This is a genomic window from Algiphilus sp. (assembly GCF_965216485.1).
Taxonomy (GTDB): Bacteria; Pseudomonadota; Gammaproteobacteria; order Nevskiales; family Nevskiaceae; genus Algiphilus.
In genome coordinates, this window is record NZ_OZ244162.1 from 3,011,101 (window position 1) to 3,037,435 (window position 26,335).

At 65.6% G+C, this 26,335-nt stretch carries 26 protein-coding genes; 3 read left to right on the forward strand and 23 right to left on the reverse strand.

Going from position 1 to position 26,335, the window contains the following annotated elements; translation table 11 throughout:
• From ptsN to ACOOFO_RS13910, 4 genes are all read right to left on the reverse strand, one after another.
• On the reverse strand, window positions 1–444 hold the full coding sequence (gene ptsN / locus ACOOFO_RS13895) for a PTS IIA-like nitrogen regulatory protein PtsN (RefSeq protein WP_420427345.1): 444 nt from the start codon (window positions 442–444) through the stop codon (window positions 1–3).
• 58 nt (window positions 445–502) lie between these two features.
• On the reverse strand, window positions 503–838 hold the full coding sequence (gene hpf, locus ACOOFO_RS13900; RefSeq protein WP_223056539.1) for a ribosome hibernation-promoting factor, HPF/YfiA family: 336 nt from the start codon (window positions 836–838) through the stop codon (window positions 503–505).
• Window positions 839–869: 31 nt separating this feature from the next.
• The gene (locus ACOOFO_RS13905; protein WP_420427346.1) at window positions 870–2,324 is read right to left on the reverse strand and encodes an RNA polymerase factor sigma-54; all 1,455 of its coding nucleotides are present in this window, start codon (window positions 2,322–2,324) and stop codon (window positions 870–872) included.
• 94 nt (window positions 2,325–2,418) lie between these two features.
• On the reverse strand, window positions 2,419–3,162 hold the full coding sequence (locus ACOOFO_RS13910) for a class II aldolase/adducin family protein (protein WP_420427347.1): 744 nt from the start codon (window positions 3,160–3,162) through the stop codon (window positions 2,419–2,421).
• A gap of 152 nt (window positions 3,163–3,314) precedes the next feature.
• On the opposite strand from ACOOFO_RS13910, the gene ACOOFO_RS13915 reads away from it, so the two are divergent.
• Window positions 3,315–3,875, forward strand: coding sequence for an Hsp20/alpha crystallin family protein (locus ACOOFO_RS13915; protein WP_420427348.1), 561 nt, complete (start codon window positions 3,315–3,317; stop codon window positions 3,873–3,875).
• Between the two features lie 98 nt (window positions 3,876–3,973).
• Here ACOOFO_RS13915 and ACOOFO_RS13920 read toward each other — a convergent pair whose 3' ends face one another.
• On the reverse strand, window positions 3,974–4,750 hold the full coding sequence (locus ACOOFO_RS13920; protein WP_420427349.1) for a DUF547 domain-containing protein: 777 nt from the start codon (window positions 4,748–4,750) through the stop codon (window positions 3,974–3,976).
• 366 nt (window positions 4,751–5,116) lie between these two features.
• On the opposite strand from ACOOFO_RS13920, the gene ACOOFO_RS13925 reads away from it, so the two are divergent.
• Window positions 5,117–7,264 carry an FAD-dependent oxidoreductase gene (locus tag ACOOFO_RS13925; protein WP_420427350.1) on the forward strand — a complete coding sequence of 716 codons (2,148 nt, stop codon included), beginning with the start codon at window positions 5,117–5,119 and terminating at the stop codon, window positions 7,262–7,264.
• A 664-nt stretch (window positions 7,265–7,928) separates the two neighbouring features.
• On the opposite strand, the gene ACOOFO_RS13930 is transcribed toward ACOOFO_RS13925, so the two are convergent.
• The 16 genes from ACOOFO_RS13930 to ACOOFO_RS14005 all read right to left on the reverse strand — a co-directional run bounded on the left by ACOOFO_RS13930 (window position 7,929) and on the right by ACOOFO_RS14005 (window position 23,415).
• Complete coding sequence (locus tag ACOOFO_RS13930; protein WP_420427351.1) at window positions 7,929–8,363, reverse strand: hypothetical protein; 435 nt, start codon at window positions 8,361–8,363, stop codon at window positions 7,929–7,931.
• An 86-nt stretch (window positions 8,364–8,449) separates the two neighbouring features.
• Window positions 8,450–9,352 carry a class I SAM-dependent methyltransferase gene (locus ACOOFO_RS13935; protein WP_420427352.1) on the reverse strand — a complete coding sequence of 301 codons (903 nt, stop codon included), beginning with the start codon at window positions 9,350–9,352 and terminating at the stop codon, window positions 8,450–8,452.
• A gap of 95 nt (window positions 9,353–9,447) precedes the next feature.
• Window positions 9,448–10,383, reverse strand: a complete 936-nt coding sequence (locus ACOOFO_RS13940; protein ID WP_420427353.1) for a MipA/OmpV family protein — start codon at window positions 10,381–10,383, stop codon at window positions 9,448–9,450.
• Between the two features lie 138 nt (window positions 10,384–10,521).
• The gene (locus ACOOFO_RS13945; protein WP_420427354.1) at window positions 10,522–11,289 is read right to left on the reverse strand and encodes a phosphate ABC transporter ATP-binding protein; all 768 of its coding nucleotides are present in this window, start codon (window positions 11,287–11,289) and stop codon (window positions 10,522–10,524) included.
• A gap of 5 nt (window positions 11,290–11,294) precedes the next feature.
• Window positions 11,295–12,218, reverse strand: a complete 924-nt coding sequence (gene pstA / locus ACOOFO_RS13950; protein WP_420427355.1) for a phosphate ABC transporter permease PstA — start codon at window positions 12,216–12,218, stop codon at window positions 11,295–11,297.
• A complete protein-coding gene (gene pstC, locus ACOOFO_RS13955; RefSeq protein WP_420427356.1) occupies window positions 12,211–13,062 on the reverse strand; it encodes a phosphate ABC transporter permease subunit PstC in 852 nt (283 codons plus the stop codon). Before pstC ends, pstA begins: the two co-directional genes overlap by 8 nt.
• Window positions 13,055–13,870: a phosphate ABC transporter substrate-binding protein gene (locus tag ACOOFO_RS13960; RefSeq protein ID WP_420427357.1), complete on the reverse strand. Its 816-nt coding sequence runs from the start codon at window positions 13,868–13,870 to the stop codon at window positions 13,055–13,057. Before ACOOFO_RS13960 ends, pstC begins: the two co-directional genes overlap by 8 nt.
• A gap of 80 nt (window positions 13,871–13,950) precedes the next feature.
• The gene (locus tag ACOOFO_RS13965; RefSeq protein WP_420427358.1) at window positions 13,951–14,988 is read right to left on the reverse strand and encodes a methyltransferase domain-containing protein; all 1,038 of its coding nucleotides are present in this window, start codon (window positions 14,986–14,988) and stop codon (window positions 13,951–13,953) included.
• Window positions 14,989–15,095: 107 nt separating this feature from the next.
• Window positions 15,096–16,688 carry an MBL fold metallo-hydrolase gene (locus ACOOFO_RS13970; RefSeq protein ID WP_420427359.1) on the reverse strand — a complete coding sequence of 531 codons (1,593 nt, stop codon included), beginning with the start codon at window positions 16,686–16,688 and terminating at the stop codon, window positions 15,096–15,098.
• Entirely contained in the window at window positions 16,663–17,478 is an 816-nt protein-coding gene (locus ACOOFO_RS13975; RefSeq protein WP_420427360.1) for a DNA-binding domain-containing protein, read from the reverse strand. Before ACOOFO_RS13975 ends, ACOOFO_RS13970 begins: the two co-directional genes overlap by 26 nt.
• Window positions 17,479–17,582: 104 nt before the next feature.
• Window positions 17,583–19,043: a phospholipase D-like domain-containing protein gene (locus ACOOFO_RS13980; protein ID WP_420427361.1), complete on the reverse strand. Its 1,461-nt coding sequence runs from the start codon at window positions 19,041–19,043 to the stop codon at window positions 17,583–17,585.
• A gap of 21 nt (window positions 19,044–19,064) precedes the next feature.
• Complete coding sequence (locus ACOOFO_RS13985) at window positions 19,065–20,501, reverse strand: patatin-like phospholipase family protein (RefSeq protein ID WP_420427362.1); 1,437 nt, start codon at window positions 20,499–20,501, stop codon at window positions 19,065–19,067.
• A gap of 60 nt (window positions 20,502–20,561) precedes the next feature.
• Complete coding sequence (locus tag ACOOFO_RS13990) at window positions 20,562–21,410, reverse strand: metal-dependent hydrolase (RefSeq protein WP_350165119.1); 849 nt, start codon at window positions 21,408–21,410, stop codon at window positions 20,562–20,564.
• Between the two features lie 116 nt (window positions 21,411–21,526).
• On the reverse strand, window positions 21,527–22,402 hold the full coding sequence (locus tag ACOOFO_RS13995) for a DUF692 domain-containing protein (protein ID WP_420427363.1): 876 nt from the start codon (window positions 22,400–22,402) through the stop codon (window positions 21,527–21,529).
• Window positions 22,390–22,731 (reverse strand): hypothetical protein, encoded by a 342-nt coding sequence (locus ACOOFO_RS14000; RefSeq protein WP_420427364.1) that lies wholly within the window; start codon window positions 22,729–22,731, stop codon window positions 22,390–22,392. Before ACOOFO_RS14000 ends, ACOOFO_RS13995 begins: the two co-directional genes overlap by 13 nt.
• Before the next feature lie 72 nt (window positions 22,732–22,803).
• Complete coding sequence (locus ACOOFO_RS14005) at window positions 22,804–23,415, reverse strand: DoxX family protein (protein WP_420427365.1); 612 nt, start codon at window positions 23,413–23,415, stop codon at window positions 22,804–22,806.
• Between the two features lie 166 nt (window positions 23,416–23,581).
• Here ACOOFO_RS14005 and ACOOFO_RS14010 point away from each other — a divergent pair, with 166 nt between their 5' ends.
• Window positions 23,582–24,502: a cupin domain-containing protein gene (locus ACOOFO_RS14010; RefSeq protein WP_420427366.1), complete on the forward strand. Its 921-nt coding sequence runs from the start codon at window positions 23,582–23,584 to the stop codon at window positions 24,500–24,502.
• A 2-nt stretch (window positions 24,503–24,504) separates the two neighbouring features.
• Here the strand turns inward: ACOOFO_RS14010 and ACOOFO_RS14015 are convergent, their stop codons facing one another.
• Window positions 24,505–25,428 carry an alpha/beta fold hydrolase gene (locus tag ACOOFO_RS14015; RefSeq protein WP_420427367.1) on the reverse strand — a complete coding sequence of 308 codons (924 nt, stop codon included), beginning with the start codon at window positions 25,426–25,428 and terminating at the stop codon, window positions 24,505–24,507.
• Window positions 25,425–25,970, reverse strand: a complete 546-nt coding sequence (locus ACOOFO_RS14020) for a hypothetical protein (RefSeq protein WP_420427368.1) — start codon at window positions 25,968–25,970, stop codon at window positions 25,425–25,427. The genes ACOOFO_RS14015 and ACOOFO_RS14020 overlap by 4 nt, the downstream gene beginning before the upstream one ends.
• Window positions 25,971–26,335: the final 365 nt, after the last annotated feature.

The following is a 26,335-nucleotide window of genomic DNA, read 5'->3' on the forward strand; positions in this document are numbered from 1 at the left end:
TTACTGGGTCAGCAGGGCAGCGGCGGCATCGCTGGAGGTGGCCGCGCGCAGCTGCTCGCAGAATTCCTCGTCGGAGAACTTCTCCGCGACTGCGGCCAGCAGCTTGAGGTGATCCTCGGTCGCATTCTGCGGAACGATCAGGCCAAAGATCAGATCCACGGCCTGGCCATCGTGGGCGTCATAGTCCACCCCATGCGGCAGACGGATGAAAGCCGCCACCGTCTTGCTGAGATTGCCAACGCGGCCGTGCGGAATCGCCACGCCGTGCCCGAGGCCGGTACTGCCCAGCTTCTCGCGCGACATCAGCGCGTTGAAGATATCGCCCTGGCTGGGGCCGTCATCGCCCGCCAGCAGATGGCTGATTTCCTCCATCACGCGCTTCTTGCTGGACAGCGAGAGGTCGGTGCGGATGCGGCTGGATTCAATTACCTCGGCAAGCTTCATGCGGTGGGGTCCTTATTCAACGAAGCGAGGGGCCGCGGTGCGGCCCCTCGCTGGGGGTTCATCGTGCGAGCTGTTCGGCGAAATCGCCTTTCTGGGCTTCGCGCGCGTGGTGGTCGCGTTTCTGTTCCTTGTGCTTCTTGATCTGGCGGTCCAGCCGGTCCGTGAGCTGGTCGATGGCCGCATACATATCGCTATGCTTTGCGGACGCGTGCAGCTCAGCGCCACTTGCCTTGAGCGTGGCCTCTGCCTTCTGTTCGAGCTTCTCCACCGTCAACACCACATGGGCGTCGATGAGGTGGTCGAAATGGCGTTCGACGCGCTTCAGCTTTTCGATGACATAGTCGCGCAGCGCGTCGGTGAGGTCGAGGTGGTGACCGGTAATATCGAGATTCATGCAGTACTCCCGAACAGAAGACGAGAAAAATTCAGGCTGACCGGCGCCGTTCATGGGCGGGTGGAATACCCAGTCCCTCACGGTATTTGGCGACGGTGCGCCGTGCGACTTCCATGCCTTCGGCACGCAGCAAATCGGACAGACGAGCGTCCGACAGCGGCTTACCGGGGGTTTCGGCCTGGATGAGACGCTTGAGGCGCGCCTGTATGGCGGTGGCGGATGCGGAACCTCCTTGTGTCGTGCGAATGGAACTGGAAAAGAAATACTTGAGTTCGAAGACGCCCAGCGGTGTCAGCATGTACTTGTTTGCCGTCGCGCGCGAGACCGTCGATTCGTGAATACCCAGCCGCTCGGCCACTTCGCGAAGAACGAGCGGTTGCATATGCTCCACGCCATATTCCATGAAACCAGTCTGCGCTTCAACGATGCAATGGGCGACACGGAGCAGCGTGTCATGGCGTGCGCGCAAGGCGGAGACAAGCTGCTTGGCCTCCTGCAGATGTCGACGCATGGTCTGCTGCTCGCCGCTACGTTCAGTACGCCGCACCAGGGCGGCGTAGCTGCGATTGACGCGCACGCGCGGCACCGCTTCCGGATTCAGGTGCACCTGCCAGATGCCGTTGCGGCGCGCCACCATCACATCGGGCACCACGTAATCCGGAGGCTCGCCCGAGAAGGCGCGCCCCGGATGGGGTGACAGGCTGCGGATGCAGGCGATGGCCGCATGGACGGTGTCGCTGTCGGCACCGACCAGCTTGGCCAGCTTGTCGGCCTCGTGGCGCGCGAGCATGTCGATGTGCTTGTCGACCAACTGCTTGGCCACGTCGCGCACCTCGCCATCGCCGTCCTCGCCCAACTGATCCAGCTGCAGACGCAGGCACTCCACCACCGAGCGCGCACCCACCCCGCTGGGATCGAGCTGCTGCAAGGTGCGGAGTGCACGGTCGAGATCGGCCTGTCGCGCCGCATCAGCGCCGGCGAGGCGCTCGGCCAGTGCGTCCCAATCGTCCAGATAACCGTCGTCGGTGACCGCGTCGATGAGATGCGCCAGGATGTCGCGCACGTTCTCGTCCACGGCGCAAAGATTGGCCTGCCAGGCGAGATGCTCGCGCAGGCTGCCGCTCTCGTGCAGGTTGGCCTGCTGATACTCGTAGCGTTCGGCATCGCCACTGCTGTCGCGCCAGCCGCTGTCCGCCAGTGACCAGTCATCGGCGGTTTCGGGCTGATCGAGCTCGGGGGCCTCGGCGCGCGGCTCGGGCTGCTCCACATCGGGCCCGCGTTCGGCCGGGGTCAGCAGGACCTCGCTGTCGCCCCCCATGTCTTCGCTGCTCGGCTCGGCCACCTCGAGCATGAAGTTCTGGTCCAGGATTTCTGTGACCTCAGCCTGGAGCTCGGTGCTCGACAGCTGCAGCATGCGAATGGCCTGCTGCAGCGCCGGCGTCATCGCCAGGCTCTGACCGAGCTTGAGCGACAGGGACTGTTTCATTCCGAGCGTTTGCACAAATCTTGCATGGCTCGATGATACCGCTATCCGAGAGGCTTGGCGCGTGACCCCCGCGCACCGCCTGTGCGGTGCGGAATCAGTCCGCGTAGCCAGGATTGACACGGTCCAACCGACGCAGCAAACCGGGCCAGACCATGGCCGAGCCCTGCTGGTGCGTGACCTGCTGTTGCATGCGCTGGGCACCCGCCAGGATCTCCGGACCGATGTGCGTGGTCTCGCGCCCGCCGGAAAGCGCGCGCACCTGAATATTGCAAGCGGCCTCGAACAGATACATGGCAAGGAAGGCGTCCGATACACGCGGTCCAATGGTGAGCAGGCCGTGGTTGCGCAGCATGAAATAGTTGGCACCGCCGAGATCCGCTTCTAGACGCGCACGCTCGCCCTCTTCCAGCGCGACCCCTTCGTAGTCGTGATAGGCCAGGCTCGAGAGCACGAACAGTGACTGCTGCGACAGCGGCAGCAGGCCCTCCTTCTGTGCCGACACGGCCACGCCATTGAGCGAATGCGTATGCATCACGCAGCCGGCATCCTCGCGCGCGTGATGAATGGTGCTGTGGATGAGAAAGCCGGCCGGATTGACCGGCCACGGACTGTCTTCCACCTTGTTACCCTCGGCATCGATCTTGACCAGGCTCGAGGCCGTGATCTCCTCGAACATCATGCCGTAGGGATTGATCAGAAAGTGGTGATCACTGCCCGGCACCTTGGCCGTGATGTGCGTGAACACCAGATCATCCCAGCCGAACAGGGCCACCAGTCGGTAGGCCGCCGCCAGGTCCCGGCGCAGCGCCGCTTCGGTATGCGCAACTTGATCGTTCATGCCCGTGAGGTCTCCTCTTTCTTCTTGGGTCTGCACGCCAAGCTACGCGCCCAGCCAGCCAGCGGCAAGCCTCGGGGCGTGACTTGAATCAAGGCGCGCAGGCCCTATCTCATGGCACAGAGGACAGTGCATGGGTATGGAGGTGATGACGCATGAACTGGAAGAAACTCTCTCCCTGGAACTGGTTCAAGAAGGAGAACCAGCAGGTTGAACGACCGGGCGGCGAACGGGCGATGCGCCACCCCGCCGCGGAACACCCCCTCGCCCGCATGCATCGTGAGATGGATCGCCTGTTCGAGGATGTGTTCTCTTCCTTTGGCATCCCCGACCCGTTGATGCGCGGCAGCCTGCCGCAGCCGGGTGGCAGCTGGAGCAACATGCTTCGCCCCCAGCTCGACATCTCCGAGAACGACACGGGCTACACCATCACGGTGGAAATTCCTGGTGTTGAACGCGACGACGTCGACATCTCGGTGGACGACGGCACGCTGCTGATCCGCGGCGAGAAGCGCCAGTCCGAGGAGCACCACGCCGGCGACTTCCACGCGGTCGAGCGCAACTACGGGCGCTTCCAGCGGGTGCTGGACCTGCCGGAGGATGCCGACGAGGCGCAGATTGCCGCACGCTTCAAGGACGGTGTGCTCAGCGTGCATGTTCCCCGTCGCGCGGATGCCGAACAGCGCGGGCGGCGCATCGAAGTCCAGGGCGCCTAGCCGCCCCGGCACCACGCCCGCCTGCCGAGCGGACCACGGCGCGGGCCTGCCGGCGATGGGATCGCCCGACAGCCCCATGCCGCCTTGCCTTCTAAGCGTCAGCGTTCGCCCGCGAGTTCGGGGAAGTTCTCGACGCGGTTGAGCGACCAGTCGTAGTCGATGTAGGCGATATCGCTGGTGGCCTCGACGGCCTGCCGCAGCTCCCCATCCACGTAGCGCAGCACATAGCCGCGCACTGAACCCGCCACGTCCGCAAAGTCGGCTTCGTACCAGTCGAACAGGCGACTGAGATACAGGGTGTCGCCGTCCACGCGCAGATGTCGGTCGGTGCGCAGCGCGCGGCTCAGATTGTCATCGAGCTGGGCATCCAGACGCTCGGCGGTGTAGATCGCCTGCCGCAGCGGCGGGCAGCCCACGGATGCGCAGTTGACCGCGAAGTGCACGCGGGCATCTTTCCAGCCGCGCGCCGCGAAGTCCTCACCCAACAGGATGCCCTTCTCGATATCGTCCAGGCTGTAGGTGGCCCCTCCCACCGTGAACAGATCGCGCTGAAACACGCGGTAGGGATTGATGAAACTGCCGAAGGACTTGACGCCTTCCACCGGCTCGCCGTCCTCCGGGTTCTCAAGGATGTGCGCCACCATGAAGAAGTTGTAGGCATTGATCCAGAAGGCAATGGCCGCCGCGGCATCCTTCAGCGTGGCTGGATCAAAGGCTGCCAATTGGGTGCGCTGACGCTGGAGCAGGGACGCCGTTTCCGCAGCCCGCATGGCATTGGCATAGCGGAAGGCCGTTACCAGGCCACCCTCTTCCGTGGATACCTCGACGACATGGCGATCGAGCAACTGCTGATAGGGCGCATACAGATGCGCCATGTCTGAGGCCATAGAGGGTCCCACCATCCATAGCCCGGCAGCGGCGATACACCACCGAATCAGACCCCATGTGCGTTTGCGTTGCCTCATTGCCTTGTTCTCCTGGGCCTGTGCCTCTGATGGCATCGCGGCAGCCGCCGCGCGGCGTCACTGGCTCCAATGGCCGACGACGCAGACAAACCACCATTCATGCCGCTTCGGTGAGGGTAGACGGCCTTGCCGGCCCTGGACAGCTGGCCGCGGTCCCGGCTTCATGCTCTACCGTCCACCACGGTACGGGATGACATAAAGGCGGGACGACCGCGTTGCACGCCTGACGCCGAGTCCCTCTACTGTAGTCATCCGATCTTCGCAGGAAGCATTGTCATGAACCGAGCCCGCGTCGCCCTCGTGGCCCTTGTCGTGGTGGCCATCGCCGCGTTCTTCGCCTTCGATCTCAATCAGTACCTCAGCTTCGAGGCGCTGAAGTCGCTGCGTGAAGATCTGGTCGATGTGGTGGATGCGCGCCCCGTCCTCGTCAGCGCCGTCTTCTTCCTGATCTACGTGGCGGTGACCGCCCTGTCGCTGCCCGGCGCTGCCGTCATGACGCTGGCCGCAGGCCTCATCTTCGGCCTGATCTGGGGTCTGGTGCTGGTCAGCTTTGCCTCCACCATCGGCGCCACCCTGGCCTTCCTCATCGCCCGCTTCGTCGCCCGCGACGCTGTGCAGTCGCGCTACCGCCAGCGTCTGGCCGCCATCAACCGCGGCGTCGAGCGCGAAGGCGGTTTCTACCTCTTCACCCTGCGCCTGGTCCCGGCCTTTCCCTTTTTCCTGATCAACATCGTCATGGCGCTCACGCCCATGCGCACCTGGACCTTCTACTGGGTTTCGCAGCTCGGCATGCTGCCGGGGACGGCGGTCTACGTGAACGCAGGCACCCAGATCGGCCAGCTGGACAGCCTGGGCGGCATCCTTTCGCCGGGCCTCATCGGCTCCTTCGTGCTCCTCGGGATCTTCCCGCTGATTGCCAAAAAGATCGTTGACTTCGTCAAGGCGCGGCGTGTCTTTGCCGCCTACGAGCGACCCAAGCAGTTTGATCGCAACCTCATCGTCATCGGCGGTGGCAGCGCCGGTCTGGTATCCGCTTACATCGCCGCCGCGGTGAAGGCCGAAGTCACGCTGATCGAGAAGGACCGTCTCGGCGGCGACTGTCTGAACACCGGCTGCGTGCCCTCCAAGGCCTTGATCCGCACCGCCCGCCTGCTGGATGACGCGCGCCGCAGCGCCGAGCTGGGGGTACGCCAGCTTTCGGCGGAATTCCATTTCAGCGATGCAATGGATCGCGTCCACCAGGTCATCAAGGCCATCGAGCCCCATGATTCCGCGGAGCGCTATACCGGCCTGGGGGTCGATATCCGCCAGGGCCACGCCCGCCTCATCGACCCCTGGACCGTTGAGATCACCAATGCTGAGGGCGCCTCCGAGCGCCTGACCGCGCGCAACATCATTCTCGCCACCGGCGCCGCGCCCTTTGTGCCACCGCTCCCCGGCCTGGAACAGATCGAAGTACTGACCTCCGACAATCTCTGGCAGCTGCGAGAGCTACCCAAGCGCCTGGTGGTGCTCGGCGGTGGGCCTATCGGCTCGGAGATGACGCAGACCTTCCAGCGCCTCGGCAGCCAGGTCACCCAGGTGGAAATGGCGCCGCGCCTGCTACCGCGCGAAGACGCCGAGTTCGGCGCCATGCTGCACGAGCGACTCGCCGCCGAAGGCGTGGACGTCCGCGTTGGGACCAAGGCGGAAGAAGTCCTGATACGTGACGGCCAAGCCTATCTGCGCGTGACCACGCCGGATGGCGCCAGGGAAGAGATCGCCTTCGACCAGCTGCTGGTCGCGGTTGGCCGACAGGCCCGCCTGGAAGGCTTCGGCCTGGAGACACTGGGCATCCGCACCAGTCGCGTCATCGAAACCGACGAATTCCTGCGCACCAACTTCCCGAACATCTTCGCCGTAGGCGACGCCGCCGGCCCGTATCAGTTCACGCATACCGCGGCGCACACGGCCTGGTTTGCCACCGTGAATGCCCTGTTCGGCGCCCTCAAGAAATTCCGGGTGGATTACTCCGTCGTGCCCTGGGCCACCTTCACCGACCCCGAGGTCGCCCGCGTCGGGCTGTCCGAAGACGAAGCCAAGGAGCAGGGCATCGCCTACGAAGTCACCACTTACGGCATCGACGACCTCGATCGCGCCATCGCCGACAGCGACGCATATGGTCAGGTCAAGGTCCTGACCCGGCCCGGCTCCGATCGCATCCTCGGCGTCACCATCGCCGGCGCCCATGCCGGCGACCTCATCGCCGAATATGTCCTCGCCATGAAGCACGGCATCGGCCTCAACAAGATCCTCGGCACCATCCACATCTACCCCACCATGGCCGAGGCCAACAAGTTTGCAGCCGGCCAGTGGAAGCAGGCGCACAAGCCGGAGAAGCTGCTGCAGTGGGTGGGGAGGTTTCATGCGTGGATGCGGGGGTAAAGGCTTGCTGCGATGTCGCGAAGCGACGAGCCGTATGGAGTCCCCTGCACCCGCGCCGGAGTAGCGCCTGCGCACAGGGGATGGCTGGCCATGGACGGCCAGCCAAGGCCTGTCACGACAGGGACGTCGTGTCAGGCCGACCCCGAGCACAGGCGCTACGTAGGGACCCGGCCCGACAGGGCCGGCGCGGGTGTGGGGTGCCCTCTCTTTGGTTCCTTTCTCTGGGCAAGCAGAGAAAGGGACCCGCACCGGGCAGGATGCTCAGATCAGAGCTCAGAGCATCACAGGTGCGGAACCACGAGCGAAGGTGGTTATTCGAGCAATCAAAGCTGAAACCTGATCGCCAAGGATTCCGCGCTCTGAAGCAATTCACTGTCGATTAGATCACCGAGAACGCGCGGGTTCCTTTGGTTACGGCCAAAGGAACCAAAGCCATGATGCCCACGGATGGCCTGGGCCGGCTAACGCCGACCCAGGTGCCCGGATCGAGCGGCGTGCTCGGGGTCGGGCTGAGGCGCCGTCCATGGCGCCACAGCCCTTGCTCGACGTCCTGTCTCGCACCCCCTGCGCGCGCCACCCGATCCGGCCACCCGCCAAGGGCACAGGAACTGGCTCGCCGCTGCGCGGCATCGCTGCATTCGTCGAGATTTCCTTCCTATCAGTGCTAGGAAGGCGCACTCCAAGAATCCGCCCCCGGCACTTCCCTCTCCCCCCGCAGCCACCGCCAGGAATCCACGGTATCGAAGACCAGGGAGATGCCATTGATCACGAACAGGATCACGCCGAACCACCACTCCGCAGCGGATACCGGACCGGCTTCCACCATGCCCGCCAGCCGCATGACGATCAGGACCTGTAGGGGATACCAGGCAATGAGATGCGGCACCGACATGAGCCGACTCATGCCGCCGGTTCCCCACATGATGGGCACATTGGTGATGACGACGAACACGGCAGCAATGGCCGCGGCCATGCCGAGCCAGGTATCAAGCAGAAAGAATGCGGCCGCGTTGACCGGCATCAGGATGGCGACCACCCAGATCTGCACCCACAGCGGCAGGCTGCGATAGGAGTGGTAAATGGCGCTCAGGCGTTGCATGGCAGTTCTCCCTGATCAATGATCGTGTGCCTTCAAGAAGGCGAATGCAGCGACTGCCCCGGTGGAAGCAGTCGCGTCCGAAAGGCCTATGAGGGTTTGATGAAGCGCAACGTCATGCGGTCCGACTCACCAATGGCCCGGTACTTTTCTTCGCAGCGCGCACGTTCATCGGCATCCTCAATGGACTGACAGGCCCGCAGGCTGGGCGGCAATGCCCAGACACCCGCTGCGTGATCGCGCGTGTCCTTGGGATTGGCGTTGATCTCGCTGCGCGCGTCCAATTGAAAGCCGGCTTGCTCGGCTTGCTCGATGACGAAGGATTCGCGCACATAGCCATCGCGTTGTTCGGACTCGGGGACGGATGACTCCGCGGCGCGATGCTGCACCACGGCCAGGATGCCGCCCGGCCGGAGCACGGCATAGGCCGCCTCCAGCACTGGTTCCGTAATGCCGGCGGCGATGAAGTTATGGAAATGTCGTGACAGCAGCACCATGTCCGCCGTTCCGGGGGCGCCCAGATCACCGTGGGTGGGCGGAAGGAAAGGCATATGCTCTACGGCGCGATAGAGCTCGGGATATTGCGCGAGCTTGGCCCGGTAGTCCCGCGTCATCTGAACCCGGAACAGCATCCGGCCGTCGAGGGGATAGGAGGCCGCAATCAGGCGCCCCTCGTCGCGCAGCACCGGCGCCAGTACTTCGGTGTACCAGCCGCCGCCGGGCCAGACTTCCACCACCGTCATATCCGGGCGCAGGCCGAAGAAGCTCAGCGTTTCCACCGGGCGCCGCTGTGCGTTGCGCGCGATATGAGCTTCACTCCGGTGGGCACCTTCGGCCGCCTCGGCAATGCGGTCTTCCACCGCGCGCACATCGTCGGATACGGGCTCTGCGCCCCCGCCGTCTGCTGCATCACCGTTGGAGTTGGAACCCGAACCACAGGCCGTAACCAAGAGCAGCATCGACAGCAGCAACGGGCCAAGACGGTATCGCATGGAATTCTCCTGAAGGAGGCGGGGCTAAGAACCGGGATCACTGACAGCCAGCATATGCCCGCTGTCAGCGGGTCGCGATGCGCCGGTGTCGAGCATCAGCGCACCGCGGGCGTCACCGCGTCACCGCGTGCGCGGGGGACGCGTCGATCGGAATGGAAGAAGCTGCGCGCCACGGTCAGAAACACGGTCACGCCCTGTGATTCCACCACCAACGGACTGTCCTCAAAGGCCGCACCATGGACGCTGCGGTAATTCAGGCCGGCGCGGAGATGCCAATTGCGGGCCGGCTGCAGATCGGCGAAGACACCAGCGCCACTGCCGTTATAGCCGCCACGGGCGGCATAAGCGGGACGGTCCGCGCGCGCAAAGGCCGGTGCCACTTCGTAGAAATAGCGGTGATAGTCCGCATCCGCGAAATAGACGTGGAGGCGAGCGCCCACCCGCGCCCAGGCCAGCGGGCGCGTACTGATATACAGCGCCGGGTCGGTGACGAAACCCTCGTGCCCGAACTGCAGGCCATCGGCGGAAATCAGCGCGCGCAGATTCCATTCCGCCCAGAGCCGCGTCGTGCCGCGTTCGAGCAGATCCACATGCAACGACGGCCCCAGTTCGAAGCTGAGGTCCAGGTCCGGCATGCCCTCGCGCACCGCGATCTCGTCACTGTCCACACGCGGAGTACCGTTGCCGCTGACTTCAAGGCGAACGCGCTCGCTGGAGAAGAACAGCCCGCGCACGCCGTCTTCGTCCGCGCGCAGCACACGTCCGCGATACACCACGTAGGGAAAAGGGGCGCCAAAGAACTGCTGCTCGTCACTGCCGGGATAGGCGGGCAAGGAGATACCGGCTGCCCCCAGGCCAAGCTCCCACAGCGGGAGACCCGCATCAGCCACCTGCGCCGCTGCCGTGAACGGTCCCAGCAGGTACGCCAGCAGCACGGCGACCCGGCACCAGGCGCCAGGCCGGTCACGCCCGGACGACGTCACCGGCGCGTCCCGCCTGCTGCGTCTGCTCGCCCAAAGCGTTGATGCCATCGTCGTTCTCCTCCCCTTCCCTCCGCTCCATTGCGACAGCCTACCGCCTCCCCCACCGGCACCAGAGCGACCGCATGTGCGTCGAAGCGCAGTGACGCGCTACGCGTGGAATCCATATCTGCCGCCACCCTCACCGCGCTAGCCACAGCGGCCCTGCACATAGGCCGCAGCGCGGGCGTCCTGCGGCTGCTCGAAGACCTGCTCAGTGGACCCCCATTCCACCAGACGGCCAACGCCGTCCTCCGTCCAGAAGGCGCCCGTGACATCGGCGATGCGCTGCGCCTGCTGCAGGTTGTGCGTAACAATGATGACGGTCAGGCGTTGACCCAGCCGGAGGATGAGGTCCTCGACCACGCCGCTGGCCATCGGGTCCAGCGCGCTGCAGGGCTCGTCCATCAGCAGGACTTCCGGCTCAAGCGCCAGCGCGCGAGCGATGCATAGACGCTGCTGCTGACCCCCGGACAACTGCAGCGCCGAGCGGTCGAGTCGGTCGCACACCTCCGCCCACAACCCTACGTCGCGCAGCACGCCTTCAATGATGGTCTCGCGTGCCTCGCGCGCATAGCCGTGCTCGATCAATGCCAGCTCGATATTGCGCCGCACACTCAGCGGGAAGGGATTCGGCTTCTGAAAGATCATGCCCACGCGGCGACGCAGTTGCACCGTGTCGCAGTCAGCGGCCAGGACATCCTGGTCCGCCATGCGGATGGCCCCCTCCACGCGGCATCCGGCAAAAAGGTCCGTCATGCGGTTGAAGCTGGACAGCAGGCTGGTCTTGCCGCAACCGCTGGGGCCGATGAAGGCCGTTATCGCGTGTGCCGGTATGTTCAGATTGACGCCGCTGACGGCTGCTCGCTCGCCATAACGCACGGCCACTTCTTGCAACTCGAAGGCAGGCTGGTGCATCCCAGTTACGCGAGTCGAAGGCTGCGCGCTTGCCACAACCGGGCGAGCTGCAAGACGCCCGCATTCAGGATCAGCAACAACAGCACCAGCACGGCCGCGCTGGCATAGGCCATCGCCTCACCGCCGCTGATATTCATCGACAGGTCATAGATATGGATGGACAGCGCCCGCCCGGAATCCAGCAGCGATCCGGGCATACGATCGACGTAGCCGCTGGTGAAGACCAGCGCCGCGGTCTCGGCGATCGCCCGACCCAGCCCAAGCACAAAACCGGCCATGAGCCCCGGCAGCGCCAGCGGAAGGAGCAAGGTGGACAGCGTGCGCCAGCGCGACAGCGCCAGCGCCGCTGCCGCCTGACGGATATCACCCGACACCGCCGAGACGGCTGACTCCGCGGTGCGAATGAAGATAGGCAGCACCATGCAGGCCAGCGTCAGCCCGCCGGACAGGATAGAGAAACCCAGGCCCAGATGAATGGCGAAGAGCGCATTGCCGAACAGCCCGAAGACAATCGAGGGCACCGCCGCCAGCACATCCAGCAGCCGCCGCAGCAGCCGACCAATGCCGCGATCGGGCGCGGTGTACTCGGCGAGGGCCACGGCCGCGCCAAGTCCGAGCGGCACGCTAGCCGCCATACAGACGCCCAGAATCAGCAGCGTCGACACGATGATGGGACCGATGCCACCCGCGCGCCCGGCGTCCTGCGGCGACTCGGTGAGAAAGGTCCACGACAGCTGCGGAAGTCCATGGACCAGCACATCCCACATCAGCCACCCGAACAACGCCAGAATCGACAGCGCGCTGCCCCAGACGGCGAGACCAAGCCATGGCCACTTTCCGTGGGGCAGTGCACGCGGCCGTGGAGGCGGCGCATACCCTGTCTGCGCCACCTGGCCGGCCGCGACGACCTCGGCTCCGGCCTCAGGCATGGGTCGGCTCCTTCGCGGCACCGCTGACTCGTTCGGCAGCCAGAACCAGCGCCACCGACACGGCAAAAAGGATCAAGCCAGCAACGAACAGCGCGGCGCGGTGGTCGCCGGTGGCGTAGGCCATTTCCAGGGCAATATTCGCGGTCAGGGTGCGCACCGGCTCGAACAGGCTGTCCGGCGTCTGCACCACGTTGCCCGCAACCATCATCACCGCCATGGTCTCCCCCACTGCCCGCCCCGCCTGAAGCAGGCCACCAGTGAGAATACCGGCACGCGCCGCAGGAAAAGCCACATGCAGCACGGTACTGGCACGTGACAGCCCGAGCGCCGCGGCGGCCTGCAGTTGCTGGCGTGGCAAGGCCGCCAACGCAGCGTCAGCGGCCAGCGCCATGGTCGGCAGCACCATCAAGGTCAGAACCAGAATGGCAGCCAGCAGACTGGTACCGGGCGCACTGATATCGCGAATCAGCGGCACCAGCACCACCAGCCCCCAGAAGCCATAGACCACCGATGGCACGCCCGCCATCAACTCCAACACGCGACGGAAAGGCCGCGCCATCGCCCGCGGCGCATAGAACTGCAGAAAGGTGGCCGCAAACAGCCCCATCGGCGCCGCGATCAGCACAGCCCCGGCCGCCGCGAACAGGGTCCCCCACACCATAGGCAGCAGGTTGTAGAGATCGGACGCAGGATGCCAGGAGGCATCGCTGAAGAAGCGCGCCGGTCCAATGGAAAGCAGCGCCGGCCACGATTCGATCAGCAGGAACACCAGGATGACCAGCACCACCGCGCCCGCCAGCAGCGCACAGGCGTAGAGCAGCCCTGCTAGCACGCGATCAGCCATCCAGCGGCACGAAGTACAGCTTGCGCACCAGGTCGTGTACCTGTGCGGAGCGCGCGTAATCGATGAAATCCGCAGCCAGGCCTTCCGGTGGTGCATTGGTCACCAGCGTCAGCGGGCGCGCCAATGGGAAGCGCCCGGTACGCACATTGTCGGTCGAGGCCGGCACCCCCTCCAACGCCAGCAGTCGCACGGCTTCGCCGCGCTCGTGCGCGAATTCCGCGGCACCGATCGAGACATAGCCGATCGCCGACGGATCGCTGACCAGGGTGCGCAGGCCCTGCTTGTTGTCGCCAATGATGATGTCCGCCTTGACGTCTGCGCTGCCCAGGCCGAAGTGCTGCAGGAACAGCTCCTGTGTGGAGCGTCCATCGGCCTTGTGAATCACTGTGATCGGCCCCGCCTTGCCACCAACGGCCGACCAGTCATCAATCTCGCCGCCGTAGATGGCCCGGATCTCCTCCCGCTCCAGCCCCTGCACCGGATTGTCGGCATGCACAATGATCGTGATGCCATCACGCGCGATGGGAGTACCGACGAGGTCCGACTCATCCGCGCGCAGGGCACGCGAGGCCATGCCGATATCCGCCAGACCGGCGCGGGCATCGCGCACGCCCCGTGTGGACCCCCCGGTCTGCACGTCAATGCGCACCTGCGGATGCGTTGCCTCGTAGCGACGCGCGATCTCGTTGACCAGCGGCGCGACGGTGCTCGAGCCGGTCAAGGTCAGGCGCTGGGTGTCCTGGTCGCTGCAAGCGCTCAGCGCGGCGAGCGCCAACGCTGACGCAACGAGATATCGACATCCCTTCATATCGAGAATCTTCCAAATCCAGGATCGGTACTGGTCCCGCCAAATCCGGGGGCAGCGTCAGAACAAAGGCGCGCGTCGCATCAACAGCAGGCGCCGGCTTCCGCGGCAGTCGGGCCCGGCTCGCTGCAGTCGAACAGACCGAAGTGCACCGACTTGTCGCCCTGGACCTCGAAATGCTCGGCATAGCGCGTGCGGCTCAGCATATCGGCGGTATTGCCGCACACCAGCATCGGCCGCCCGGCTTCGAGCCGGTGGTGGTCATCCAGGATGAAAGCGTGGGGGCTTTCGCTGAGCGTGCCGCGATAACGCGCGACCTGGCCGTAGTCCTCGCAGCGGTCCTCCAGCGGCAGCTTGAAGGCGCGTACGGTGCGCGAAGCGAAGCTGATGTGGCCGATCTTGCGCTGAATGGCCTCATCGCGGAGTTCGATAGGCGCGGTGGACGCCGTGCGCACGTCATTGCAGCCGGCCTGCGCCATGATGCGGCGAAAGTCCTCGCCATACAGCGCGCCGCCCAGGCATTCGCCGAGCAGCACCGGGTCCTGAGCGAGGTCGGCCGGCACCCGGCGATCGGCGAATACATCGGAGAAATACAGCTCTCCGCCCGGACGCAGCACGCGCATGGCCTCGCTGAACACGCGTTCCTTGTCGGGCGAGAGATTCATCACGCAGTTGCTCACCACCAGATCCACCGACGCGCCCTCGATGCCGGCACCCGCCAGATCCTCGATATAGCCTTGATGGAAGCGCACATTGTCGAAGCCGAAGCGCTCCGCATGCCAGGCCTGATGACGGCGCGCGACCTCAAGCTGCTCCTCGGTCATGTCCACTCCGATGACACGGCCTTCAGGCCCCACCAACTGCGCCAGCAGGTAGACATCGCGACCGGTGCCACAGCCAAGGTCCAGCACGGTCGCGCCGGAAAGCGCCGGCGGCAACGGCGAACCACAGCCGTAGTAGCGATCACGCACCTCGTCATGAATATTGCGCAACAGCGTGGCCAGATAACCCGGCATGGCCTCGATGGTGCAGCAGGCGTTGGTCTTGAGGTCCTTCGACGACTGCAGCACGCGGGCGTAGTAGTCGCGCACGGCGTCATGGGTGGGTTGAGAATCGGGCATGCGTGGCTTCTGACCGTGTCGGGTGTACATCGAAGCCTAATACGCGGGAACCCCCGCCAACAGTGGCGCCGCTCCGGATACCGTGCGAGATCGTCCGAAGCGCAGCGTTACGGCTTCGAGGGTCTGTCGTCCGGAGGCAGAGCATCGGCGCCTGCGGGAACGTCCTCCGCGTCGGCCGAAGCGGCGTCATCGACGCTCTTGGGCGCCTGCTGCGGTGCGATCTTTGGCACGCTCCACGCCGGATGCACGGAGCCCAGCCAATCCACCAGCTTGCTCCATGGCTCAACACCCTTGCCATGGGCCCCGATCAGCGAGCCATGAGCCAGACCGTGCCACGCCATGGCCTGATGGAATTCCCGCGCCAGCACCGGTGATTGCGCGTCGCGCCCTGGCGAATACAGATCGGCCACATAGGTCAGCGCCAGATCATCCACCCGCACGGCGAGCATGCCGGCGGCATGGCTATTGGGAATATTGACGATCTGCAGGCGGCGTTCATCCACCATCAGTTCGCTGCGATCCGAGACGGTGGTCAGGGCGATGACGGCGTCTTCGCCAACGCGCTGCATCACCGCCTGGAAGAAGGCCTTGCCCTCGGCGCCGACCACCAGCTCCACCTTGCCCTGCAGCAGCGGTAGCAGGCCGCCGCTGTGGTCGTTGTGATGATGGGTGACGATGACACGGCGCAACGGCTTGTCCGGAAAACGCTCGGACAGCAGACGCAACAGCCGGTCGCTGCGCGCCGGATACAGCGGTGCATCCACCAGCGTGAGCCCGCTTTCACTCTCGATCAGCAGCGCGTGATGGCTTCCGCCCACCACGTGGTAAACCCCCTCGCCGACAGTTTCCAGCCGGATATTGGCCGTCTGGTCGGCAATCGCACCCGCGCCCATGGCGAGACGACGGCGGACCCAGTGATCGGCCGCGCGCGACCACGCCGGTGGCTGCGCCAGCGCCGGCCGGCTGGGTGCGGCGCAGGCTTCGGCTTCCGCGCGCGTCACCGCGATGGCCTGCAGCCTTTCACGACGCAGCAGCGCGCCGTCGAGACGCCACTCGATCTGCGTCGGCATGCTCAGGCCGTTGATCTCCTGCCAGCGGCTGTACTTCAGCTGATGCACCACGCTGCCCTTCGGCCAGTCGTACTGGCGCGACTCCGCGACCAGCGGCACCGGTGCGCCGGGCGGTCCCGAGCCATTGCGCGCGATACCTAATTGCCAGCGCGTACCGCCCAGCGTGATCTCCCGCGACAAGCCCGCAGTCTCACCCGGCCACAGCAAGGGGGTACGCAGCCACAGGCCGCTGACACGCGCCGCCCTGCGCGCCTCCGAGACCGTGCCGCCGCTGCTGCGAAAGCCATCCTTGCCGCTGACCACGCTGCGCTCGGCGCTCAATTGCTCGAAGTAGGACAGCTCGGCCGCAAAGGGATACAGAGTGTGCATGTCCCAGCGCAGCTCGGCGTAATCGGCATTGGGCCACCAGCGCACCTGCACGCGGTCGTTGGACACCGGCCGCGGCGACGCGCCGGGGGTGTGGGTCTGGCTGGGATCAAAGTTCTGGCCGACAGCCTCCCACTGCAATTGCTGCACTTCGCAGGGCGTGAGCGCCTGCGCGGGGATCGTCATCGTGGCCAGCAGCAAGGCCAATGCGCTGCCGATGCCACCCGGCACCAACCGACTACTCGTGACTGCCTGATACGCCATGGTCTCCTCGCTCGCCCTGCGCCGAATGCGCATGCCGCACCCCCAACAGAATGTCGGATTCGCGCCAGGCTTGCATCTGCTTGGCGCCCTCGGCGCGCACCGGTGCCGGATCGTCGAAGCCGGCCTCAACGGCAATGCGATCCAGCAGGGCCTGCCCGGTATCCGGCTCGGCGGCGATCAGTCCGAGCAGGCGCGCGGAAATCGCGTTCAGCCCCGTGAAGCGCACCTCGTCCTGACGCGTGCGGTGTGCCAGCAGCCAGGTCGGTTGCGTCGGCGGCGTATCAGGGGTGTAGTCCGGCGACAGTTGATGCACCGGATACTGGTAGGCCAGCGGCCATGCCAGGGGCGAGAGCACCGGCACCCCGGTCAGCAGGTCGCCATTGGGGTCGGCGTGGCGGGGATCGGGCTCGGTCGCATCCACCATCAATGCCAGTTCCACCCATTCGTAGTGCGCCAGTTCGGGGGCAAAGGCCGGCAGATCCTCCACCGCATCGGGATGCTCGGACAGCCACTCCACGAACTCGCCCGCAATCTCGTTGAACAGCGGGGTCTCGCAGGCGTGTTCGGCCACGAAGGCGCGCATCAGGGCCTCCCAGCGATCCGCCCCCAGAATCCGGCGCAGCACAGGAAAGGCGTTGGCCACGAGGCCATCGATGGTGCGGAAGATCAGCTCGCGATAGACGCGCATGCGCCGCTCCGGCACCTCGGCCGGTCGCGGTGCCTGCTCCGGATTGCGGATGTGCGCGGCGAAGGCGCGCTGCAACTGCTGAAAAGCGGGTTCCTGTGCCATAGGCCAAGCCTACGCGCACTGCCTGGCATTGTCCGCCCTCCATCGTCCGCCAATCCTGTCGTAACAGCCGGGACCCCCATCGCGTTTAAGCCCGCGCCGGCGGCTCAGAAGGTCGACAGCCCGGTCGCCTCCATCAGCCGGTATTGCCAGTAGCGCCAACGGGAATGGTCGGCGTGGCGATCATAGGCGAGGCTGTGCAGCTGGTCGGGCCGGTTGGCCCAGCGGGTCGCGAAGAAGGCGCTTACCGCCTGCATGACAGCCTCGTCGCGCGGACCACGAAGCTGCACATTGGTTTCCAGGTTGTAGTTGTCCAGATTGCGGCGGGTGAAGTTGGCCGAACCGGCCAGCACCTGCATCGGCCCGTTGGCGGGACGCAGCACCAGCATCTTGCTGTGGCACTGCTCGCCGCTGGTATTGCACCACCGCACCGGCACGCCCGCCGCATGCAGCTCCCAGGCAACCTGGCGGTTGGGGATGCCGTTCTTCGTGCGGCCGAACGCATCCTCGTTGGGATCGAGCAGCACGCGCACGCTGGCGCCGCGTGCGTGCGCATCGATTAATGCGCGAACGATGTCGCGATGCGCGAGATAGAACATCAGCAAATCCAGCGCATCGCCCTCGCCGGCTTCGGCAATCATCGCAAGCGCTGCGTCCCGGATGGCCGCCTCGGTCAGGATGCGCACCTGCAGCGCGGTGGGGGCGTCGATGGCTTCCTCGATGCGCGGCCAGTCGGGTGCCTCAGCGCCGGAAAAGGTGGCCACGCTGCGCTCGGTCTCCAGCAGGTCGCCCACCGCCGCACCGTTGAAGGAAAAGGCGACGTTGTCGTGCCGGCTACTGGCATCGTGCGGATTGGCCGAGGTCACCAGGCCCTTGGCGCCATCGGCACCCACCACCGTCACGGTCTTGCGATGGTTGGCCTTGAAGTTGAGCATGGTCAGGTAGGTGCGCAGGCTCACCCGCCCCTCGCCCACCAGATTCGGCAGCCAGCCGCCGTGCGGCGTATTGCCCCACCACTGGCAGCAGATGCGCCACGCCGCCGACCACAGCGGATTCGGATCGCGCAACCGGGTCAAGTCGGTTTCGATCACCGCCACATCGGACTGCCGCAAGCGCGTGAACAAGGGCTGTTCGACGCCGCCATAGAGCGTGTTGAAGGGATCGGTCACGAGCGCCGCCGCCCGATCATCGCCGGCCGCATTGCCGGTCACGAAGGCCTCGACGAGCTGCCCCGACAACGGGCGATGCCCGGCGCTGGCCTGCCCGGCAAAGCGGTTGACCAGAAAGAAATCCGCGACCGCAAGCCGATCGGCGGCCTCGATCATGGCGAAGGCGGTGGAAAAGATCGCCTGCTCGCTGTGCGCCGTGCCCTCGGCGTCCAGCCAGGTGGAATCCGCGTGAAAGCGCACCACACTTGCCGAGCGCCAGGGCCCGGTGACATTCACCCCCTCCGGCAGCGGCTTCCATTGATGCCAGACGAAGGTCGCGAGATAGAGCAACGCCAGTGCGAGGCCGCCGCGCAGCAGCCAGAACCGCAGGGGGCGTTTCGATGTCGACGGGCGGGCCATGGCCTGTTCGGTGAGGACGCGCTAGCGAGTATCCCACTGATCCGGCCATTCCACCGGCGTCAAGGCCAATTGCAGCAGCGGCACGATGGGCTCGATCTGCCGCTCGCCCCAGCGGCAGGCGCGGTCGAAGTCGCGCGCCGAGGGCAGCAGATTGATGGGCGACAGCGTCGGCCGGAAACGCACCAGGGCGTCGTAGTACTTGCGCTGACGCGGCAATTGCAGCGCAATGGCCTGGGTCACCGGCCACAGCCACAGATGGCGCGGGTCGTACTGCGGCCGGAAGCAGTCCAGCGCCAAATGGAAGACATTGCGCGTGCCGATGCGGCCTTCCTGCACGCCCTCCCAGGCGATGCGCGCCGGCACGTTGGCGGTGACCCCGCCGTCGGCAAAGAGTGCGACGCGGTGCTCGGAACGTAGGCTTTCGAGAATGTCGGTGGTGTCGGGGTCACGACGCGGCGGCTCGTACTGCAGCACGCCCGGAATGGCGGCTGACAGGCCCACGGCGTCGGTCACGCGCATCCAGCGCGTCTGCGCATCGCGGCCCAGCACGATGGGATGCGTCACCTGCGGATTGAGGAAGGCCAGCGCCATCAGCATGCGTCGTCCCAGGCGCCGGCCATCGCCCGTGCCACGCGTGCTGACGAACTGGCGCAGAGCGCGCGGCAGGTGACGATAGGCCCGCTGGTGGACACCGGCAATGACGGCGTCATAGGGCACAGCGAGATCGCCCAGGCGCAGAGGCGCGCCGTCGGCGTGGGTCATCATGCGGTGCATGTCGCGCAGATGGAGGCGCGTCAGGCCGGGCAGCGTGTTCGTCGGCCCCAGCGAAGGCAGCGAGAACATGTCCGCAGCGCGCAGCGCCTTGGCCCAGTCGAGAATGGCGTCCAGATCGGCGAAGCGCTCGCGCGCCAGGAAAGCGCCGATAAGGGATCCGATGGAAGCACCCACCAGATAATCCGGCCACAGGCCCAGCGCACGCAGCCGCGCCATGGCGCCGATGTAGACATAGCCCGCGCCACCGCCGCCACCGGCGCTGATGACCAACGACTTGCGGCCGACCTCGACATCCAGCGCCACCGCGTCGAATTCCGCGGCGTGATAGGCCAGCACCTCGCGGCGGGCATTGACCAGTACCGGCCGCATGCGACGACAGGCCTTGACGCTGGCGGTGAGCACATCCTTGTGACTGCGCTTGCCGCGCAGCAGCGGCCCGAGCTGATGCAGAACCTGGCTGCGCACGGATTCCACCAGTGGCTGGTGCACCTCGATCTCGCGGCCGCTGGGGGCGCCCTGCGCCGCACCCGGCTCAAAGCGGTAGAGCCGCGCGAATCCGATCAGGTAGCGCAGCCGCTGCAATTCGCTGTCCATGAGATAGCCTGGCTGCGCCAGGTGAGCGCGCAGCAGGGTCATCTCCAGGTGCTGCAGCTTCAGCAGCGCGCGGCGCAGGCTAGCGTCCATGGGTGCCTTCGCCTGCGGCCGGGGCGCACCGCTTCGCGCGATGCACCCCACAACCTCCGATCAGGCGGCGGCCTTCTGAGCCGCCGGGGCCGTATAGCGCGCGGCCAGTTCCGGAATCTGCGCAAGATAGGCGCTGTTGTCCTGATCCCAGGGATGGAAATTCGGGCGGAAGTACTCGGCCCAGGGCAGGACCAGCTTGCGCAGATAGCCGTACTCCCCCAGCGTGCAGCGGAAGAAGTAGCCCCAGCCCTTGTCCAGCAGCTTGCCTTCGTCGTAAAGCACCTTCAGGAAGAAGGGGAAAACCAGCGACCAGAACACGACCGTGGCGAAGATCATGCCGCCGGCGCGCAGTGCGTAGGCCGCAGGCCCGCGGCCCATGACCTGATCCCAGACATCAAAGGCCACCGCCTTGTGTTCGGTTTCTTCGAGGGCGTGCCAATTCCAGATCGCGGCGAAGTTGGGGTCGGCGCCTTCCAGCAGACGCTGCTCCTTGAGCAGGCCGTCGGCCATGATCGCGGTGAAGTGTTCCAGGGCGATGGTGGCCGACAGGCGGAGCGGCACCGGGGCGCGCTTCTTGATCACGCCCAGCAGCTTGCCCACGCCCCGCTCCATGGCGCGCGTCGAAGGCACGGCATTGAACAAGGCTTCGTTGTATTCCTCGTGCTCACGGCCGTGCATGGCTTCCTGGCCGATGAAGGCGGTCATCGCCTTCTTCAACTCGGGATCGCTGACCTGGTCCCGGCAGTTGCGTACGGCGTCGATAAACATGCGCTCGCCTTCCGGGAAGAACAGCGACAGGGTGTTCATGAACTGCGAGAGCTGCACATTGCCGTTGTTCCAGTCCGAGATGCGCTCGGTGGGCAACGTGAACTGCAGATCGCGACGCTCTGGCATGACATGGCTGGACATAGAGAACTCCGTGTAACCATTACATTGACTGGTGGCATCCTAGGATGCTGCACTGCACAATGCAAGAGGCGTAACAATCCTTACGCGCGCAGCCCGTAGTGGCGCGCCCCGGGGCGCTAGGCGGTGGTCAGGAGACCGTTCTGGCGGGCTTCCGCCGCGCTGCGGCGACGCTCCACCGCATCCATCTCGGCACGCAGTTCGGGCCAGGGCGGGATGTTGAAATCACGCTCCAGCAGCGTGGGTACCGGGCCCAGGCGGGCGTAGGTGTAATCCAGCAGATCGAAGACCTCATCGCAGATATCCGCGCCGTGCGTGTCGATGCGCAGATTGTCGTCCTCGGTCCAGTGGCCGGCCACGTGCAGATAGCGCACGCGCTCCAGCGGCAACTGATCAATGAAGGCGCGCGGGTCGTAGTCGGCATTGATGCTGTTGACGAAGACGTTGTTGACGTCGAGCAGCAGGTCACAGTCGGCGCGCTCAAGGACCGCGCGGATGAACTCCGCCTCGCTCATCTGCGCACCGGGTGCGGCGTAGTAAGACACGTTCTCCAGCGCGATGCGCCGGTTCAGCAGATCCTGTACCTGGCGCACACGTGCCGCCACGTAGTCCACCGCCTCTTCAGTGAAGGGGATGGGCATCAGATCGTAGAGGTGGCCGTGATCGCCGGTATAGGACAGATGCTCGCTGTAGTCGGCGATGCCGTGCGTATCCAGAAAGCGGCGGATGCCGCGCACGTGGTCCGCATCGACCGGCCGCGGGCCACCGATGTCTAGCGACAGACCGTGGGTGACAAAGGCATAGCGCTCGGTGAAGCCGCGAAAGCGCCGGCCCAGTGCGCCGCCCAGGGTCATCCAGTTTTCGGGGGCGACCTCCAGAAAATCAGGGGCATCGGCGTCGGCGTCTGCGAGCGGGCCCATCAGGGCCCGCCGCAGCCCCACCCCCGTGCCCTGCACGGAGGCGAGATGACGCGAGGGCGAAATTAGCTGCCGCACTTGCCCTCACCGCATTTGCCTTCGGCGTCCTTGGATTCGCCGCCGCACTTGCCTTCACCACACTTGCCTTCGGCGTCCTTGTCCATGGACTTGGACTCGCCACACTTGCCTTCGCCGCACTTGCCCTCGGCGTCCTTGGACTCGCCGCACTTGCCTTCACCACACTTGCCTTCGGCGAGGTGGATCGGCGCACTGCCGGTCTGGTAGCCGCTGCCGAGATCGGTGGACTGGAACAGCGCGCCGGCGGAAGCCGCCGTGCTGGCGAGGAATGCAGCACCGCCAACGGTGGCGGCAAAGGTGCTCATGCGGTTGCGGGTCTTTTCACTCATGATGAAACTCCTATTGCTTCAGGTGGATACAACGTGGTCTTGTGTCTGCTACGGCAGCTTCTGAGAGGTATGTCACTGCGCATCCGGCATCATCCGGCGCCGGATGAAATAGTCGATGCTGAGATAGCGTCCGGCGCCGATGAAGAACAGCGCCAGAAGCATGACGAAGTAGGTCGCGGCGAATTCGATCCCGTTATTGCTGATGACAAAACCGCCCTGTTCCGTGAGCCAGCTGTAGTTACCGTGCTCCTGCAGAATGTTTTTCGCAACATCCAGCCTCCGGGCCGCTTCCTCCGCAGCCTCGCAGTTGAACAGGCACGCGACCGGATCAGCAATGGCCTGCCAGCCGTTTTTCCAGTGCACGGCAAAGGCGGCGACCAGCATGGTCGCCATCAGCGGGATCGCAAACCAGCGCACGGCGAGGCCGAGGAGCAGCGCAATGGCGCCCAGCGCTTCGGCATAGGCGGCGAGGAAGGCCATCAGCCACGGCAGAGGCAGGCCCAGGCCCCATTCCGGGTTGCCGAACCAGGCGACGGTGTTGGCCGAGGGCAGCAGACCATCGAGCTTGTTGGTGCCCGCCATCCAGAACACCGGCGCGAGATACAGGCGCAGCGCCAGCGGCGCGAGAAAGTCGACCGCACGGGTGGCATCCAGCAGGTTTTGCAAACGGATCAATAGGGGCATCACGACCTTCCTGTCTAGGAGTGCCTACGGTAGCCACCGCTCAGCAGATGCCACAGGACGCAGAGACCGCTTTCCATGTTCCAGCGTCTGAGACCGGCAAGACCGCGCCAGACGCTGAAGAGCAGGGTATGCTCTTTGCATTACGAATCCGTGCCAGGTGCGCGTCATGAGTGACACGCCGGTTGAGGACCTTTTATCGACGGTGCTGCGCGCCTATAACCTGCGCGCGGGCATCTATGGGCACCCCGCGGTCTGCGGCGACTACCAGTTCGGCACCGCCGGCGATGGTAACGCCAGCTTCCATCTGATGGGCGAGGGCGAATGCTGGGTGCACACGCGCACGCAGCCGCCCATCCACATGCGTGCCGGGGATCTCATCGTCATGCCGCGGGACGCCTGGCACGTCATGCGCAGCAATGACCAGCCGCCCGACGACGGCGCCATGCGTCAGCCCAAAGATGAAGCAGGCACCTTCATGACCATGCTGTGCGGCCATTTCGATTTCGATTCCGGCCGCCACAATCCGGTGCTGGAGGCGCTGCCGGAGATCATCCTGATCCGCGCCGAGGAAGCCGGCGACCGCCTGCGCCACCTCGCCAATCTGATGATGATCGAGGTCGAAACGCACGACCCCGGCCACGCACCGGTGCTCGACCGCCTTGCCGACACGCTCTTCGTCATGGTGGTGCGGCACCACATCTTCTTCTCGGATGCCGAGCACCGTGGCCTAGTCGCCGCCCTCGCCGACCCGCGCCTGCGCAAGGCATTGGATGCCATGCATCAGCGCCCCGGCGAGAACTGGACGCTGGAACGCCTGGCCAGCGAAGCCGCCATGTCACGCAGCGTGTTCGCCCAGCGCTTCAACGAGGTCGTGGGCGCCACCCCCATCGACTACCTGACACGCTGGCGCATGGTCCAAGCCGAGCGGATGCTGCGCGACCCGCGCGCATCGGTGGCCAGTGTCATGGAGGAAGTCGGCTACCAGACCGAAGCCGCCTTCCGCAAAGCCTTCAAGCGCGTGCACGGCTATGGGCCGGGCCGCCTGCGGCGCATGTTCCGGCGCGGCCAGCGCAGCGACGCAGCCTGAGCCTAGCGCGCCGGGCTGAGCCCGATCTCGCTCAGCCAGTCATTGACCCGTTGGGCGGTGGTGTCCGGGTCCTCCTGCATGAAACAGTGGCCACCCGGCAAGCCTTCGGCACGCAGACGGGGTTGCAGCCCGCTGGCGCGGCGGGCCGAAGGCGCCATGAAGAAATAGCTCGCCTCGCCGTAGAGAAACAGCGTCGGCACCTGCAGGCGCGGGATATCACGCCAGAGATAGAGCGGGTTCTCGAAGATCTGCGCTTCCAGCTCGGGGTCGCAGCACAGCCGGCGGCGGTCGCCATCATCGAAGGTGGCGTGACCAATGAAGGCATCCAGCGCCTCGTCGGTCCACCCCTTGTAGATGCCCCGGCCTTCCAGGGCATCGCGCGCGCCGGCCGCGTCGGGCCAGGCCTCGCGTCGGCGGCGCGCCGCCTGTGCCATCGGGTTGCGGCGCAGGGCGGCGGCGAACTTGCTGCCTAGCCAGTAGCGGCGCGGCAGGATGATCGGGTCCAGCAGGATCAGCGCCGAAAAGGCCTCCGGCATCTGCGCCACCATGCGCAGCGACAGCGCCGCGCCAAAACTGTGCCCCATGGCCACCAGCGGCGCCGTGGGCGCGCGCTCCATCAGCGCCGAGCGGATGCGGTGCACGTTGCGCGCCACGCCGTCGAATGCACGCGTGCGGTCGGATTCCCCGTGCCCGGCGAGGTCGTGCGTGATCAGCCCGAAACGCGCATCGAGGCGCGACAGCATGGGCCAGTACACCCCGCCGCAGAAGCCATTGCCGGACAACCAGTGCAGCGTGGGGCTGCCCGGGCGAGCGACGCGCTGGCGGCCACGCACCGTGAGATAGCGCTGCGTATCGCGCCACTGCCAGGCCTCAAGCTGGGAATAGCCCGCCACCGACCCCACCGCGCTGTCCGCCGGGGCGTTCATGCCGTGCGCACGGGCTGGTAGTCCCAGCTTAGCAGCCAGACCGGCCCATCACTGGTGTTCTCGGCCACGCAGGGCCGCATGGTGGAGGGGTGCGCCAGCATGCCGCCTTGGCCAAAGCGCTGCGGCGGTGCCACCGGCCCCACGTTGAGCTCGTGATGGCGCAGGTAAAGGCCATTGCCTTGCACCAGCATCACCACCGAGGCCGTGCCCAGGCCGTGCGGCCGCAACGGCAGTTCGCGCTGGCGCGGAATCATGATGGCGTGCGCCTGCTCGGTGCGCACGCGCTTGCCCAGCATGGAGGACACGAACTTCCAGGCGCGCGCATCGGCGATATCGAGCGCGTCATCCTCCCACTGCAGGATGTCCTCCACCACGAAGGCCCCACCGGCGATCGGCTGGGTGCGATTGCGATCCGCAGCGGCTTCCTCAAGCACCTCGATCAGGGCCGGCAGATAGCGGTCCGCATCGGAAAAGGTGATGGCGCCGATGGTGGGCTCGGTGTGGAAGAGGTCGATGGCCGCATCTTCCGGCCACACCAGCATGTGTTTTCCCTGGAAGGGAATCAGTTGATTAGGGCGTTGATTCCGCACCGCGCGTTCCCCAGTGAACATTTCCAGAGTCTGCCACAGCAAAGCCCCGCGACCCGGCGCTGATCAGCCTCCGTCGATTGGCCGCGAGTAAGCCGCAAAAAACTGTTTTTGCGAAAGATTTTCTTAGACAGTCAATTGCTGGACCGAGCGCGGTGGATAAGAGCGCACCACCGCAGTGCGCGGGCGCAAGTGCCTGATTTCACAGTTTTCCAGGGGGCGATCCGGCGCGTTATCCACAGCTTGCGCACCGGCTGTGCACCAAGATACGAACACAGCATCTTGCGATACAGCTATCGACAGAACACTACATCTGGTGC

Excerpts from the sequence above, each read along its gene's own strand:
- ACOOFO_RS13935 (WP_420427352.1), bottom strand. The coding sequence starts at position 9,352 with ATGCGATACCGTCTTGGCCCGTTGCTGCTGTCGATGCTGCTCTTGGTT.
- ACOOFO_RS14015 (WP_420427367.1), bottom strand. The coding sequence starts at position 25,428 with ATGAACGCCCCGGCGGACAGCGCGGTGGGGTCGGTGGCGGGCTATTCC.
- pstC (WP_420427356.1), bottom strand. The coding sequence starts at position 13,062 with ATGGCTGATCGCGTGCTAGCAGGGCTGCTCTACGCCTGTGCGCTGCTG.
- ACOOFO_RS13990 (WP_350165119.1), bottom strand. The coding sequence starts at position 21,410 with ATGTCCAGCCATGTCATGCCAGAGCGTCGCGATCTGCAGTTCACGTTG.
- ACOOFO_RS13940 (WP_420427353.1), bottom strand. The coding sequence starts at position 10,383 with ATGGCATCAACGCTTTGGGCGAGCAGACGCAGCAGGCGGGACGCGCCG.
- ACOOFO_RS13945 (WP_420427354.1), bottom strand. The coding sequence starts at position 11,289 with ATGCACCAGCCTGCCTTCGAGTTGCAAGAAGTGGCCGTGCGTTATGGC.
- ACOOFO_RS13985 (WP_420427362.1), bottom strand. The coding sequence starts at position 20,501 with ATGGACGCTAGCCTGCGCCGCGCGCTGCTGAAGCTGCAGCACCTGGAG.
- ACOOFO_RS13975 (WP_420427360.1), bottom strand. The coding sequence starts at position 17,478 with ATGGCACAGGAACCCGCTTTTCAGCAGTTGCAGCGCGCCTTCGCCGCG.
- ACOOFO_RS14000 (WP_420427364.1), bottom strand. The coding sequence starts at position 22,731 with ATGAGTGAAAAGACCCGCAACCGCATGAGCACCTTTGCCGCCACCGTT.
- ACOOFO_RS13965 (WP_420427358.1), bottom strand. The coding sequence starts at position 14,988 with ATGCCCGATTCTCAACCCACCCATGACGCCGTGCGCGACTACTACGCC.
- ACOOFO_RS13910 (WP_420427347.1), bottom strand. The coding sequence starts at position 3,162 with ATGAACGATCAAGTTGCGCATACCGAAGCGGCGCTGCGCCGGGACCTG.
- ACOOFO_RS14005 (WP_420427365.1), bottom strand. The coding sequence starts at position 23,415 with ATGCCCCTATTGATCCGTTTGCAAAACCTGCTGGATGCCACCCGTGCG.
- ACOOFO_RS13980 (WP_420427361.1), bottom strand. The coding sequence starts at position 19,043 with ATGGCCCGCCCGTCGACATCGAAACGCCCCCTGCGGTTCTGGCTGCTG.
- ACOOFO_RS14010 (WP_420427366.1), top strand. The coding sequence starts at position 23,582 with ATGAGTGACACGCCGGTTGAGGACCTTTTATCGACGGTGCTGCGCGCC.
- hpf (WP_223056539.1), bottom strand. The coding sequence starts at position 838 with ATGAATCTCGATATTACCGGTCACCACCTCGACCTCACCGACGCGCTG.
- ACOOFO_RS13930 (WP_420427351.1), bottom strand. The coding sequence starts at position 8,363 with ATGCAACGCCTGAGCGCCATTTACCACTCCTATCGCAGCCTGCCGCTG.
- ptsN (WP_420427345.1), bottom strand. The coding sequence starts at position 444 with ATGAAGCTTGCCGAGGTAATTGAATCCAGCCGCATCCGCACCGACCTC.
- ACOOFO_RS13905 (WP_420427346.1), bottom strand. The coding sequence starts at position 2,324 with ATGAAACAGTCCCTGTCGCTCAAGCTCGGTCAGAGCCTGGCGATGACG.
- ACOOFO_RS13960 (WP_420427357.1), bottom strand. The coding sequence starts at position 13,870 with ATGAAGGGATGTCGATATCTCGTTGCGTCAGCGTTGGCGCTCGCCGCG.
- ACOOFO_RS14020 (WP_420427368.1), bottom strand. The coding sequence starts at position 25,970 with ATGCTGGTGTGGCCGGAAGATGCGGCCATCGACCTCTTCCACACCGAG.
- pstA (WP_420427355.1), bottom strand. The coding sequence starts at position 12,218 with ATGCCTGAGGCCGGAGCCGAGGTCGTCGCGGCCGGCCAGGTGGCGCAG.
- ACOOFO_RS13970 (WP_420427359.1), bottom strand. The coding sequence starts at position 16,688 with ATGGCGTATCAGGCAGTCACGAGTAGTCGGTTGGTGCCGGGTGGCATC.
- ACOOFO_RS13915 (WP_420427348.1), top strand. The coding sequence starts at position 3,315 with ATGAACTGGAAGAAACTCTCTCCCTGGAACTGGTTCAAGAAGGAGAAC.
- ACOOFO_RS13925 (WP_420427350.1), top strand. The coding sequence starts at position 5,117 with ATGAACCGAGCCCGCGTCGCCCTCGTGGCCCTTGTCGTGGTGGCCATC.
- ACOOFO_RS13920 (WP_420427349.1), bottom strand. The coding sequence starts at position 4,750 with ATGGCGCATCTGTATGCGCCCTATCAGCAGTTGCTCGATCGCCATGTC.